The 12,794-nt window shown below is 65.1% G+C and carries 16 protein-coding genes and 1 tRNA gene; 11 read left to right on the top strand and 6 right to left on the bottom strand.

Features of this window, described 5'->3' with window-relative positions:
* Positions 1-32 precede the first annotated feature (32 nt).
* Positions 33-920 carry an SDR family oxidoreductase gene (locus C3E77_RS07205; RefSeq protein ID WP_108391008.1) on the top strand — a complete coding sequence of 296 codons (888 nt, stop codon included), beginning with the start codon at positions 33-35 and terminating at the stop codon, positions 918-920.
* Positions 917-1,894 (top strand): DNA topoisomerase IB, encoded by a 978-nt coding sequence (locus C3E77_RS07200; RefSeq protein ID WP_108391007.1) that lies wholly within the window; start codon positions 917-919, stop codon positions 1,892-1,894. Before C3E77_RS07205 ends, C3E77_RS07200 begins: the two co-directional genes overlap by 4 nt.
* Before the next feature lie 31 nt (positions 1,895-1,925).
* On the opposite strand, the gene idi is transcribed toward C3E77_RS07200, so the two are convergent.
* Positions 1,926-2,498 carry an isopentenyl-diphosphate Delta-isomerase gene (gene idi / locus C3E77_RS07195; RefSeq protein ID WP_108391006.1) on the bottom strand — a complete coding sequence of 191 codons (573 nt, stop codon included), beginning with the start codon at positions 2,496-2,498 and terminating at the stop codon, positions 1,926-1,928.
* An 18-nt stretch (positions 2,499-2,516) separates the two neighbouring features.
* On the opposite strand from idi, the gene C3E77_RS07190 reads away from it, so the two are divergent.
* From C3E77_RS07190 to C3E77_RS07160, 7 genes are read left to right on the top strand one after another with little or no spacing between them, the layout of a single operon-like run.
* Positions 2,517-3,680 carry a polyprenyl synthetase family protein gene (locus tag C3E77_RS07190; RefSeq protein WP_232528779.1) on the top strand — a complete coding sequence of 388 codons (1,164 nt, stop codon included), beginning with the start codon at positions 2,517-2,519 and terminating at the stop codon, positions 3,678-3,680.
* Positions 3,677-4,576 carry a phytoene/squalene synthase family protein gene (locus C3E77_RS07185; RefSeq protein ID WP_234031332.1) on the top strand — a complete coding sequence of 300 codons (900 nt, stop codon included), beginning with the start codon at positions 3,677-3,679 and terminating at the stop codon, positions 4,574-4,576. Before C3E77_RS07190 ends, C3E77_RS07185 begins: the two co-directional genes overlap by 4 nt.
* A complete protein-coding gene (gene crtI / locus C3E77_RS07180) occupies positions 4,573-6,180 on the top strand; it encodes a phytoene desaturase family protein (RefSeq protein WP_108391005.1) in 1,608 nt (535 codons plus the stop codon). The genes C3E77_RS07185 and crtI overlap by 4 nt, the downstream gene beginning before the upstream one ends.
* Complete coding sequence (locus tag C3E77_RS07175) at positions 6,180-6,515, top strand: lycopene cyclase domain-containing protein (protein ID WP_108391004.1); 336 nt, start codon at positions 6,180-6,182, stop codon at positions 6,513-6,515. Before crtI ends, C3E77_RS07175 begins: the two co-directional genes overlap by 1 nt.
* Positions 6,512-6,838, top strand: coding sequence for a lycopene cyclase domain-containing protein (locus C3E77_RS07170; RefSeq protein ID WP_108391003.1), 327 nt, complete (start codon positions 6,512-6,514; stop codon positions 6,836-6,838). Before C3E77_RS07175 ends, C3E77_RS07170 begins: the two co-directional genes overlap by 4 nt.
* A complete protein-coding gene (locus C3E77_RS07165; RefSeq protein WP_108391002.1) occupies positions 6,835-7,698 on the top strand; it encodes a prenyltransferase in 864 nt (287 codons plus the stop codon). The genes C3E77_RS07170 and C3E77_RS07165 overlap by 4 nt, the downstream gene beginning before the upstream one ends.
* Positions 7,699-7,749: 51 nt before the next feature.
* Positions 7,750-7,926 carry a multidrug transporter gene (locus C3E77_RS07160; protein ID WP_108391001.1) on the top strand — a complete coding sequence of 59 codons (177 nt, stop codon included), beginning with the start codon at positions 7,750-7,752 and terminating at the stop codon, positions 7,924-7,926.
* On the opposite strand, the gene C3E77_RS07155 is transcribed toward C3E77_RS07160, so the two are convergent.
* On the bottom strand, positions 7,868-8,338 hold the full coding sequence (locus tag C3E77_RS07155; protein ID WP_162924939.1) for a ribosomal maturation YjgA family protein: 471 nt from the start codon (positions 8,336-8,338) through the stop codon (positions 7,868-7,870). The two genes, C3E77_RS07160 and C3E77_RS07155, sit on opposite strands and share 59 nt — an antisense overlap.
* Before the next feature lie 202 nt (positions 8,339-8,540).
* On the opposite strand from C3E77_RS07155, the gene C3E77_RS07150 reads away from it, so the two are divergent.
* Positions 8,541-9,431, top strand: a complete 891-nt coding sequence (locus C3E77_RS07150) for a hypothetical protein (protein WP_108390999.1) — start codon at positions 8,541-8,543, stop codon at positions 9,429-9,431.
* A gap of 3 nt (positions 9,432-9,434) precedes the next feature.
* On the opposite strand, the gene C3E77_RS07145 is transcribed toward C3E77_RS07150, so the two are convergent.
* The 3 genes from C3E77_RS07145 to C3E77_RS07135 form a co-directional block, all read right to left on the bottom strand.
* On the bottom strand, positions 9,435-9,779 hold the full coding sequence (locus tag C3E77_RS07145) for a hypothetical protein (RefSeq protein ID WP_108390998.1): 345 nt from the start codon (positions 9,777-9,779) through the stop codon (positions 9,435-9,437).
* 110 nt (positions 9,780-9,889) lie between these two features.
* The gene (locus tag C3E77_RS07140) at positions 9,890-11,302 is read right to left on the bottom strand and encodes a DHA2 family efflux MFS transporter permease subunit (RefSeq protein ID WP_158270236.1); all 1,413 of its coding nucleotides are present in this window, start codon (positions 11,300-11,302) and stop codon (positions 9,890-9,892) included.
* Between the two features lie 184 nt (positions 11,303-11,486).
* Positions 11,487-11,569 (bottom strand) — tRNA-Leu (locus tag C3E77_RS07135).
* Positions 11,570-11,607: 38 nt separating this feature from the next.
* Between C3E77_RS07135 and C3E77_RS07130 the strand changes: the two genes are divergently transcribed.
* On the top strand, positions 11,608-12,213 hold the full coding sequence (locus C3E77_RS07130; RefSeq protein ID WP_108390996.1) for an ANTAR domain-containing response regulator: 606 nt from the start codon (positions 11,608-11,610) through the stop codon (positions 12,211-12,213).
* Positions 12,214-12,303: 90 nt separating this feature from the next.
* Here C3E77_RS07130 and C3E77_RS07125 read toward each other — a convergent pair whose 3' ends face one another.
* The gene (locus C3E77_RS07125; RefSeq protein ID WP_108390995.1) at positions 12,304-12,726 is read right to left on the bottom strand and encodes a hotdog fold thioesterase; all 423 of its coding nucleotides are present in this window, start codon (positions 12,724-12,726) and stop codon (positions 12,304-12,306) included.
* Between the last annotated feature and the right edge of the window lie 68 nt (positions 12,727-12,794).

Here is a 12,794-nt window from a genome sequence, read left to right as displayed (position 1 = left end):
GAGACCCAACGACACATCGAGGAGAGTCAGCCGTGGCTGCAGACGCGACAACACCGGACCCCAGGACCAAGTACCACGTCGGAGGCTTCCCCCGACAGGAACAGGACCAGCCCGGCCTCCTCTCCAAAACCGACCCGGCACCCGACCACGGTGAAGACACCTACACGGGTTCGGGAAAGCTGACCGGCCGCGTCGCTCTCATCACCGGGGGAGACTCGGGGATCGGTCGTGCTGTCGCCATAGCGTTCGCCAGGGAGGGTGCCGATGTTGTCATCTCATACCTCCCCGAGGAACAGGACGACGCTGAGGACACCGCTGAGTGGGTCGAGAAGGCCGGCCGTCGAGCGCTCCTGCTGCCGGGCGACGCTCGCGATGAACAGTACTGCACCGAAATGGTCGAACTCACCGTGGCTGAGTTCGGGCGCCTCGATGTCCTCGTACTCAACGCGGCGTACCAGGAGAACCGCGAAGGGCTTGAGAACCTGCCAACTGCGGAGTTCGATCGGGTCTTCAAGACGAACCTCTACGCGGTGATGTGGACGGCGCGCGCGGCTATCCCACACCTCAAGCCGGGGTCTTCGATCATCACGACATCGTCGATCCAGGCGTTCGACCCGTCACCGGAACTCATCGACTACGCGATGACCAAGGCGGCACAGGTGGCGTTCACCAAGGCCCTCGCGCAGCAGCTCGGCGATAAGGGCGTCCGGGTCAACGCCGTCGCCCCCGGGCCGATCTGGACCCCCCTCATCCCCGCGACCTCATGGCCGGACAAGGTGGAGAGCTTTGGCGCGGATACTCCGATCGGTCGCGCCGGTCAGCCCGCCGAGCTCGCGGGGGCGTACGTCTACCTCGCCTCTGATGACGCCTCATACGTGTCAGGAGCCGTGCTGCCCGTCACCGGTGGCAAGGGACTTTGAGCGTCAGGGCACCGCGCCTTCGCAGGAGTCAAACCTCGGGCCCCGGCCTCGGACGGCGACGGACGAGGTCGGGCTTCCGGTACATCGACGAGAGCGGCCGGCCGGTTCACGATCCCGAGACCATCGAGCGGATCGCCGCGCTCGTGATTCCGCCCGCGTGGACGGACGTGTGGATTTCACCCCAGGCGCATGGCCATATCCAGGCGATCGGCATCGACCAGGCCGGCAGGCGACAGTATCTGTACCACGAGGCCTGGCGGCAAAAACAGGACAAGCAGAAGTTCGACAGGGCACTCGACCTGGCAGTAGCACTGCCGTCGGCCCGGAGGAGCGTGACGAAAGACCTGAGGGGGCCAACCGGATCCCGTGACCGGGCGCTCGCAACGGGCTTCAGGCTCCTCGATTCGGCTCGATTGCGCGTCGGCAGCGAGCGATTCGCACTCGAGCATGGCAGCCACGGCCTCACAACTCTGCTGTGCGAGCATGCGACCGTCTCCGGCTCAACGGTGTCTCTGGAGTTCCCGGGCAAGAGCGGGCAAGCCTGGTCGAGTGACACAACGGATGACGACCTGGCGAAGGTGATTCGTTCGCTGAAGAGCCGGGGCGGGGATGCGCGACTTCTCGCGTGGAAGAACGGACGCGACTGGCGCCCGCTGAGCGCCCAGGACATGAATGACTATGTCCGGTTACGGACGAACGGCGATTTCACGGCCAAGGACTTCCGGACGCTCCACGGCAGCATCATCGCTGCACGCGCTCTCCGCGACTTCGGCGTTGTCACATCAGCACGGCAGCAGGCGAAGATCATCACCGCTGCCGTCGCTGAAACCGCCGATGCCCTCGGTAACACGCCGACCGTCGCGCGATCGAGCTACATCGATCCCCGTGTGATCGACCGGTATCGGCACGGCGAAGTGCTTGACCGTAACGGCCAGCCGGAACCGGCGCTTCGCCGCCTGATTCTCGGCTCCTGAACGGGCCAGATCGTTGGCGTTTCTCCCGGGTTCAGGATCGGGTTGCTGTCGGCGTGACGTCAACGCCTCTCGCCCATGACCCGGCTTCGGCCAGCAGCGGAAGCTGGAGCGTAAGCCACGGGCTGAAGGCCCACGGGGTTGCCTCGACGGCAGTGGCCAGGCGTTCAGGGTCTACCCACATCCACTCAGCAACCTCGTCGGGCCGTGGGTCGACCACGTCGCTGACCGTGGCGCGGTAGACCGGGCATACCTCGTTCTCCACGATGCCAGAAGCGTCGACGGCACGGTACCGAAAATCGGGCAGAACCAGTTCGACGGAGTCGAGACGTACGCCGAGTTCGTAACTCGCACGTCGGTGTACGGCCCGATTGATGTCTTCTTCCGGCGCCGGGTGCCCGCAGAACGAGTTTGTCCACACGCCGGGCCAGGCCACCTTGGTCAGCGCTCGCCGCGTCACCAGGATGCGGCCGGCCTGGTCGAAGACATGGCAGGAGAACGCGAGGTGGAGCGGTGTCGCTTCGGTGTGCACCGTCGACTTATCGGCGACACCAGCCGCTGAGCCGTCGTCAGCAAGCAGGACAACCTGTTCAACCGTTGTACTCATGGCTCCATTCTGTGCCTCGTGGCGCGGTCGACCAAGCCGGGAGTGTGGGGGCTGGCCGAAATCAACCGAAAGTATGTGACGATCATTCAGACCGTCAAGTACGTTGGACGAATGGACCAGCACCAGCTCATCGACGCGCCATGGCGAGGAGCGCGGCAGGTCGATGTCGCGCTCGAGCGCTACTTCAGCCTCGCGAGAAGCCAGGCTGGAAAACACGGCAAGCGGTTCGAACGGCTCTGGGACGTCATCGAGCGAAACACGACGGGTGGCAAACGGTTCCGGCCGCGAATGGTCATGGTGGCATACACCTCTCTCGGCGGTAACGACCTCGAAGCGGTGGCACAGCTCGCCGCAGCGTACGAAATGCTCCACACCGCGCTCATCATCCATGACGACGTCATCGACAGGGACTTCGTGAGGCGCGGCCAGGCCAATATCTCCGGCAGTTACCGCGACATCGCGACGACGGCCGGGATGCCGCTTCCGTCGGCAGAGCACCGTGGAATGTCCGCGGCGGTGATCGCGGGCGACCTGGCCATCTCCGCCGCATACCGGCTGGTGGATCGCACGGGTGCCGCCGATGACGTGAGGCTCAGGCTCAGGGATCTTCTCGACGACGCGATCACGGCATCCGCTGCCGGTGAACTTGCCGATGTGGATTTCTCTCTGCTCGCGGAACAACCGAGCGTCGACGACGTCGTCGAGATGGAGCGCCAGAAGACGGCCGTGTACTCGTTCGAAGCTCCGCTGCAGTCGGGGGCGGTGCTCGCTGGCGCATTTGACGAGACGATCGAGCAACTCGGGGCATTCGGGCGAAACATCGGGATCGCCTACCAGATCGTGGACGATATTCTCGGCGTGTTCGGACGCGAAGATGTGACGGGCAAAAGCACGCTCGGCGACCTGCGGGAAGGCAAGCGGACCGTGATCACGGCGCGGGCATCCACCCATGACCTGTGGCAGCCCGTCTCCGGCCTCTTCGGCAAACCGGACCTCGATGAAGAGGAAGCGACCCAAATCCGCAACGTCCTCGTAGACTCGGGGTCCAGAAGCTTTGCCGAGAGCCTCGCAGCCGATTACACCAACCGCGCCTGGGAGCACCTGGCGTCTGACGCGATTCCGGTCGCTCTGAGAACCGAGCTTCAGCCCGTCGTCCGAAGAGTTCTGGAGCGTGTACGTTGAACCGTCCCTCGTTACGCGCCCGGGCCACCGGGGCTACTACCGGAGGTGCACTCTACGACGACGTCGCCGTTGAGACCTCCGCCCGCGTGATCGAGCGGTACTCGACGTCGTTCGGCATGGCATCCCGGCTGCTCGGTCCGGATGTCAGGGTTCACGTGAGAAACATCTACGCCCTGGTGCGGGTGGCCGACGAGATCGTCGACGGGGTGGCACGGGATGCCGGGCTCAGCCCTGACGAGGTCGCCGCGAGACTCGATGCTTTCGAAACGGAAACCGATCTGGCCGTTTCCACCGGATACAGCACCAATCTCGTCGTCCACGCCTTCGCCATCACCGCCCGTACCGTCGGGATTTCCCGCGATCTGACTGGCCCGTTCTTCGCGTCGATGCGGGCAGACTGCACCAGGACGGCTCATACCCCGGAGAGCTTCCAGACGTACGTCTACGGCTCTGCTGAGGTCATCGGCCTGATGTGCCTCCGCGCATTTCTCCACGGCCACACGGTGCCAGACGACCAGGAAGCACGACTCATCAACGGAGCGCGCCACCTCGGCGCCGCGTTTCAGAAGGTCAATTTCCTGCGTGACCTCTCCGCAGACTTCGACGGGCTCGGGCGCAGCTACTTTCCCGGCGTCGAGCTCACCTCGTTCGGGGAGGACGACAAGCGCAGGCTTCTTGCAGACATCGACGAAGACCTCGCGATTTCCTCAGCGACACTGCGCGAGCTCCCATCATCGTCGCGGCGCGCCGTCGCGCTCGCGCAGCTGCTCTTCGGCGAGCTCACCGAACGGATCCGTCAGACCCCGGCAAGCGCGCTAAGCCACACCAGGGTCCGGGTTCCCACCCCGGTCAAGCTGCGCCTCGCCGCCGGTGCTGCCGCTGGAAAGCTCCCGTGACCGGCGCGAAGACAGCCGTCGTCATCGGCGGCGGAATCTCGGGCCTGGCCACGTCAGCGCTCCTCGCGCGGGACGGCTACGCGGTGACCCTCCTAGAAAAGCGCGGAGACGTCGGCGGCAGGGCGGGTCTCCAGGAACGCGACGGCTTCCGCTTCGATACGGGGCCGAGCTGGTATCTCATGCCGGAGGTCTTCGACCACTTCTACCGGCTGCTCGGCACCTCCGCAGCCGAGCAACTCGACCTCGTGCGGCTCGACCCCGGCTATCGCGTCTTCTTCGAGGGCCGGAATGAACCGGTCACCGTCGCGGCGTCGAAGGCGGAGAACGTCGCGCTGTTCGAGAGCATCGAGAGCGGGGCAGGCGCAGAACTGGAGCGCTATCTCGATTCCGCGGCGCTCACCTACGAGATGGCGAAGAAACGCTTCCTCTACTCGACGTTCGAGTCGTTCCTTCCGCTGTTCCGGCGTGACGTCCTCCGCCGGACACGGCTACTCGTCCGTTTGCTCACCGAGTCCCTCGACAAATTCACCGCCAGGTACTTCCGCGATGACAGGCTGCGGCAGATCCTCGGTTACCCGGCGGTCTTCCTCGGATCGAGCCCGTTCTCGACGCCGAGCATGTACCACCTGATGAGCCACCTCGACCTCGAGGACGGTGTGTACTACCCGCGCGGGGGCTTCGCCACGGTGATCGACACGATCGCGGCCCTTGCCCGCGGCGAGGGGGTCGACATTCGAACCGATGCGACGGTGACGTCGATCGACACGCGTGCGGCAGCATCCGGCAGAAAGCCCTCAGTAAGGGGAGTCACCTGGACCGACAGTGCCGGCGAATCCCACTCGCTCGCCGCTGACCTCGTCGTCTCGACCGCTGACCTGCACCACAGCGAGACCCGGCTGTTGCCTGAGGCGCTCCAGACCTACCCCGAGAGCTACTGGAAGAAGAAGACTGCGGGGCCGAGCGCAGTGCTGGTGTCCCTCGGCGTGAGCGGGTCGCTCCCCGAGCTCGACCACCACAGCTTGTTCTTCACGAGCGACTGGAAACACAACTTCTCGCAGATCTTCACCGAACCGACGAGTGTTCCCTCACCGGCCTCCCTGTACGTCTGCAAACCAAGCGCGTCAGATCCGTCGGTCGCGCCAGAGGGCTCCGAGAACCTCTTCATCCTGGTGCCGGTCCCAGCCGATCCGACGATTGGCGGGCGAGCGGATGCCGCTGTGCAGCGGATCGCCGACGACGCGATTGCGCAGGTGGCGGAGTGGGCGGGCGTGCCCGACCTGGCCGACCGTGTTCTCGTCCGCGAGGTCACCGGTCCCGCTGACTTCGCCTCGGATCTCAACACCTGGAAGGGAACGGCGCTTGGTCCAGCCCACATCCTGACCCAGAGCGCATTCTTCCGCGCGGGCAACGTCAGCAAGAAGGTCGACGGCCTGCTCTACGCGGGTGGTTCGAGCATCCCCGGCATCGGCCTGCCGATGTGCCTGATCAGCGCCGAGCTCGTGATCAAACGCCTCCGCGGCGACACCAGCACCGAAGCAATGCCGACACCGCTCACGCGATCACCAGCGGTGAACCGCGCTCGTGACGCCGGTGCTCGACGCTGATGGCGTTCCTCTACATCGGCGCGCTTCTCGTCTCACTCGGCTGCATGGCGCTGCTCGACCGGCGCTTCACCCTGTTCTTCTGGGCTGACGCCAGGCGCGCGAGTATCGTGCTCGTCCTCGGTCTCGCGTTTTTCCTCACCTGGGATCTCGCGGGAATCGGGCTGTCGATCTTCTACCGCGGCGAGACGGACTTCATGACCGGCATCCTGCTCGCGCCCGAGCTTCCGCTCGAAGAGGTCTTTTTCCTGGCCCTGCTGTGCTATCTCGCCATGAACCTCTTCGCTGGAGCGGCTCTGCTGCTCAACAGCACGGTACGCCGGGAGGGACGCTCGTGACCTACTGGCTGCTCAATCTCGTGTTCCTCGTGCCGGCGCTCGGGATCGGTGCTCTCGCTGCCACCCGCGCAGCACGTCGAAAGCCCGGCTCCCGCCCGTTCGCCCGGATGGCTGTCACACTGGTCGTCGTGCTGATCCTGACCGCGGTTTTCGACAACATCATGATCGCCGTCGGACTGTTCGGTTATAACCCGGATGTCATCAGCGGCGCTTTCCTCGGGCGCGCACCGCTTGAAGACTTCGCGTACGCGATAGCGGCTGCCGTACTGCTCCCGGGGTTGTGGCTGCTGCTCCCTGGCAAGAAGCCGGAGGCGGTGCGATGAAGACCCTCGGAGCCATTCTGTTGTCATCGCGGCCGCTGAGCTGGGTGAACACGGCCTTTCCGTTCGCCGCCGCGTATTTCATGTCGACTCGAGAACTCGACCTCGTTTTCTGGATCGGCACCGTCTACTTCCTCGTGCCGTACAACCTGGCCATGTATGGCATCAACGACGTCTTCGACTACGAATCCGACCTGCGGAACCCGCGCAAGGGCGGCGTCGAGGGGGCCGTGCTCGACCGGTCCCTCCACCGGCCGATCCTCATCGCAGTCGTGATCACCAACCTGCCTTTCCTGGTCTACCTCGTCGCCGTCGGATCCGCGTTGTCCACCGTGGTCCTCGCGGTGAGCATCTTCGCCGTCATCGCGTACAGTGCGCGTGGTCTCCGGTTCAAAGAGATCCCCTTCCTCGACTCCCTGACGTCGTCCACCCACTTCGTCAGTCCGGCCGTCTTCGGGCTCGCCCTCGCTGGAGCGTCCTTCGCTGACGTCGGGCTCATCGCACTTCTCGCCGGGTTCTTCCTCTGGGGGATCGGGAGTCACGCGTTCGGTGCCGTTCAGGACGTCCTCGCCGACCGCGAGGGCGGCATCCGTTCGATAGCGACGGAGATCGGCGCCCGAGCGACGGTACGGTTCTCGGTTCTCGCGTACCTGCTCGCCGGGCTTCTTCTTCTCGCCACACCGTGGCCTGGGCCCCTCGCCGGAGTGCTGGCCCTGCCGTACATCGTCAACGCCCTTCCGTACTGGAACATCACCGACGCCACTGCCGAATCTGCGAACCGGGGCTGGAAACACTTTCTCGCCCTCAACTTCGTGTCGGGGTTCTGCGTGACGATGCTGCTGATCTGGGTTGCGCTGGGCTGACACCGGTGGCTGTAACGTGGACGTACCGACACATCGAGCAGGGGAGCAACCATGGACGCTGAAGAGAAACGCCACGACCAGCTGACGACAGCACCTCAGGCCGACGAGTCAGACGCCGCACCGCGCATCGATGTGACCGAGAAGCCAGACGGAGTCACCAGGATCGACATCAGGGACGACGCGAAGTATCGCCCGAGCGATCCCGAAGCCGACGTACCAGCCGAGTAACCAGCACGTCGCCGGCGGCGATCAGCGCAGCGCCGAGCGCGTAGAAGATGAGGTCGGTGGCGACGAACGTCGTGCCGAACACCAACCGCGCCGGCGGAAAGACTCCGGCAAGCGCTGCGGGAAGCCCCGTCAGTTGCGAGAACTCGATGATCGCTGAGACGCTGAACGCCACGACCGCGGTCACGATCGCGTAGAGCCTCGGGAAGACCACTCCAACGAGCAGGTAGACGAGCGCCGCATAGAGCCCGTCAGCGGTGGCGTCCGCCGCGAACCCGGAGAAGACTGTTGCTATCGTCAGCCCGGCGATGATCGTCGCAACCGCACCGACGGCGAGAGCGAGACGGCGCTCACCTGACCGCGGAGCGGGGGTGCCGCCGACTTTTGGTTGTGCCTGGCCACCGTCATTGCTCACGATTCTCTTCCTCGTGCTGCGTGCATCGAGACGGTGCGGGGGAGAGGTGTAGAGGACACCCGTCCATCATGGCTGCCCTCGGCGCCCGGCTCATGCCGACTCCCCGCGCCGGGGCTTTGCCGGTTCCGTGAGGGCGAAACGCGGCAACCTCAGACGCCGCTGGGTGGCATCCGTTACTGGCATCGGCCGATAATCTGGGCCCATGAACCTGGAATCCGTCGCGACCGAGCTGTACAGAGCGCCGCTCAGCGAATTCATCCGAACCAGGGCCGCTGCGGTTACTGCGGCGAAGGACGCGGGCGACAAAGAACTCGCGCGGCGGATCGGAAAGCTGCCGAAGCCATCCGTCGCCGCCTGGCTCGCCAATCTTCTGGTCACAACGCACAGGGACGAAATCGACAAACTGATCGCGCTGGGAAAAGACCTGCGCGCTGCCGAGCAGGCGCGCGAAACCGGTGACCTCAGGAGGCTGGGCCGCGAGCGGCAGCACCTGATCCGCGCGGTGTCCAGGCTCGGTGTCGAGACCGGCGCAAAAGTCGGCACGAAAGCCAGCCCGAGTGCGGTGCGGGAACTCGAACAGACGCTTCAGGCGTCGCTGGCCGATTCCGCCGCCGCAGACGCAGTGCTCACAGCGGTGCTCGTACGGAGCCTGACGTCAAACGGGGTCGAACCCGTAGACCTCTCCGGTGCCCTCGCTGTCGACTCGGTGACGGCGGCACCGTCGTCCTCCCGTGACGACCCGCCGCGGCTTCGGGCGGTCGACACCACAGCGGCCCAGCGTGACCTCGCCGAGGCTCGTCGCAAACTCGAGGATGCAGAGCAACGTGCGGACGATGCGGACGAGGCGCTCGAGGGCATTCAGTCCCGGATCAGCACTCTTGCCCCCGAGATCGACGCTCTCACCGGCGAACGCCGCCATCTCCGCTCCCGCCTGGCTGAGATCGACTCAGAACTGGCCAACCGCACGGCGGAGCATGAGTCGCTGCGAAAAAACGTGGCAGGGGCACGGCATGAAGCAGATGTCGCCGCCCGGGCGCTCTCCCGCGCCAGGGAACGTGCGGAGCGGCTCTCGGGTGGCGCGTCGAACGACTGAGGGTCAGTTCTGCTCGGGGTACTCCAGAATGTCGTCGCCAGGCACGCGTTCGATGTCTGACGTCTGGGGGTGCGCGTCGCCGAGGCGCGCTGTTGCCGCCTGCAATTCGGCCACCAAATCAGCATCGGTGACCTCGGGGAACGTACTGTCTTCCGTCTCGGACACCAGCTGGCTGGCGGGTCCGACCAGGAAGTTCGCGCGACCGAGTGTGCCGTCCTCATGCAGCGAGGGGATATCGACCGAAGCGGACGAGCCCACCTTCGCGAGAGCTTCGGCGTAACCGACGAGAGCCCTGGCGATCTCCGAGCCGGTGAGGATCGATCCTGTCGCGTAGTGTATGCGTTCCATACCCTGCAGCTAACCCCGTCGATACCGGCTCGTTCAACCCCTGAACAAATCGGCGGTTATGGGCTATAGGGGCCGCTGGTGCGTCAACGACGCTGTCAGCGGCATCCGTCTCAAGAGCCGTTCGCCGCCCGTGCGCCATGCCCGTGTACGTGGCGCGACGATCGCGGCGAGCTCAGCGCAAGCAGAGTGATCAGTAAGCCTGCAGCCGTCAGCACCGCCCACACCCACCCGCCCATCTCCTCGAACTCGATAACCTCCGAGGTGGTCCCCGCCGCGGCGAGAATGGTGCCGATACCGGCGATGCCGAGAAGTTGCCCGGCCTGCTTTGACGTCGATACGAGACTCGAGGCCAGTCCAGACTCCGAGGTCGGAAGCGACGAGAGCGCCGTCACGCTGACGGGGTCTGCAATCAGGCCAAAGCCAAGCCCGAACACAAAGTACGGCAGAACCACAGTCCAGAGCGGGAGGGTCTCCGTTGCCCAGAGCCCGCCCGACCCAAGGGCGAGCAGTATGCCGCTCGTGATGAGAACGGCGCGCGAGCGTCCGCGGGCGACCAGACCGGCGGCGAGCAGCGCCGTCAGGGTGGCACCGGCGGCCAGCGGGATGGTCATGAATCCTGCGCTCGTCGCATCGAGTCCGCGCTCGGACTGCAGGTAGAACGTGTTGAGGAACAACAGCCCCGCGAGAGCGAGGTATCCGGCAATGGCCATCACCAGCGCTGTCACGAAAGAGCGATGCGTGAACAGGCGCACCGGGATGAGCGGATGCTTGTGGCGCAGTTCAAAAGGAACGAGGGCGATGAGAGCGACCACTCCTATCAGCACAGCCAGCACGATGGCGGGCGAGGTCCAGCCCAGATGCACGCCCTCGATGAGCGCGAACGCAAGGCTGGCGAGGAACACCGTGAGCAGCACCTGCCCGACGGGGTCGAACGGTTGCGGCCGATCGGCCTTCGACTCTGTCAGAAGCACGGCAGCGAGGACCGCTGCGAGCAGCCCGATGGGTACCCCCGCCCAGAACACACTCGTCCAGCCCAGGTCGCGCACGAGCAGACCGCCGAGGATGGGTCCCGCCGCGAGCGAGGCTGTCCCAATGGTCGTCCACCACATCACGGCAACGGCGCGGCGCGCGGTTTCAGGGAACGCGGCCGCGAGCAGGGACAGCCCAGCCGGCGCGATCAGGGCGCTGCCAAGGCCCTGCACGACCCTGCCGATGATGAGGAGGGTGACCGAGGTACTCACGGCGCAGAGAATCGAACCAGCCGTCATCACGATGTTGCCCGCGATCAGGACACGTTTGCGGCCGAAGCGGTCGGCGAGCGTTCCCGAGAACGTGAGCATGCTCGCGAGTGTGAGCACGTACGCGCTCACCACCCACTGGAGGGAATCAATCCGGGCATCGAGGTCCCTGGCGATGTCCGGCAGCGCGATGTTGGCGACGCTGCCGTAGACGGTGTGCAGGAACTGGGACAGGCAGCACACGACCACCAGCCAGCCGCTCGCGACGTTCGATGATCTGGTCATGGCCGCCCCTCGGTCGAGGCCACGACTATAGCTACCCACCCGCGCCATGCGCAGGGTCCTGTGCCCGGACTGTCCAGAGAATCGCACGCATGTGCACCGGGCCTCGGATCCGGCCAGGCGGCACGCACGAAAAAGACCCCTTCACCTCCCCGTCAAACGGGGCGATCAAGGGGTCACACTGCTGTGCCGGTGGTGGGACTCGAACCCACACGTCCTCTCGAACAAAGCATTTTGAGTGCTCCGCGTCTGCCATTCCGCCACACCGGCGCACAACAACGTGGACAAGAGTACCGTAGGATTAAGTCGTGACCGAGCAAGAAGCAACAGCCCCAGCCCCACGACGCGTCGTCGTAGCAGAAGACGAATCGCTGATTCGTCTCGACATTGTCGAAATCCTCCGTGACAACGGCTTCGAGGTTGTCGGTGAAGCCGGCGACGGTGAAACCGCCGTTGCCCTCGCCATGGAACTGCGTCCAGACCTCGTCATCATGGATGTCAAGATGCCGCAGCTCGACGGTATCTCCGCCGCTGAGCGCCTGCACAAGGCCCAGATCGCTCCCGTCGTCCTGCTCACCGCGTTCAGCCAGAAGGAACTCGTCGAGCGTGCGAGCGAGGCCGGTGCACTCGCGTACGTCGTCAAGCCGTTTACGCCGAACGACCTGCTGCCCGCGATCGAGATCGCTCTGAGCCGCTACCAGCAGATCATCACCCTCGAGGCCGAAGTCGCCGACATGGTCGAGCGCTTCGAGACCCGCAAGCTCGTCGACCGGGCCAAGGGCCTGCTCAACGAGAAGATGGGCCTCACCGAGCCCGAAGCTTTCCGCTGGATCCAGAAGGCGTCGATGGACCGTCGCCTCACCATGCACGACGTCGCCCAGGCCATCGTCGAGCAGCTCACAGCGAAGAAGTAGAACAGATACAAACGAACAAGGCGGGCCGGTTATCCGGCCCGCCTTGTTCGTTTGACCATCGTGCTTTCAGGATGCAGAGGCCGGATGCCGTCAGCCGGCTGGCACGTCCTTGATCATGTTCGTGATCCGGATGGTCGAGCACCGGCGGCCCTGTTCATCGGTCACCGCGATCTCGTGCACGGTCATCGACCGGCCCAGGTGAATGGGAGTGCAGACGCCGGTGACGATTCCCGAGGTCGCTGACCGAGTGTGGGTCGCATTGATGTCGACGCCGACGGCGAGCTTGCCCGGACCCGCCCAGAGGTTGGCCGACATGGAGCCGAGCGACTCGCCAAGCACAACGTACGCTCCGCCGTGGAGCAGCATGGCCGGCTGGGTGTTACCGTCGACGGGCATGGTGGCAACGGCACGCTCGAGCGTGAATTCGGTGAACTCGATGCCCATCTTCGCGGCAAGCGCCCCGCCGCCGCGCTCGAGGACGTAGTCGAGTGCGTTCTCTGTGGTTTCAGTCATCGTCGCCTTTGCTCGGTGTCCAACCCGCCGTCGCAATCGGCTGTCAGCAGTCGCTTGTAGGCTGGGAG

Source organism: Mycetocola zhujimingii (assembly GCF_003065425.1).
Taxonomy (GTDB): Bacteria; Actinomycetota; Actinomycetes; order Actinomycetales; family Microbacteriaceae; genus Mycetocola_A; species Mycetocola_A zhujimingii.
Note: the sequence above shows the minus strand (reverse complement) of the source record. Positions and strands in the feature narration are given on the sequence as shown.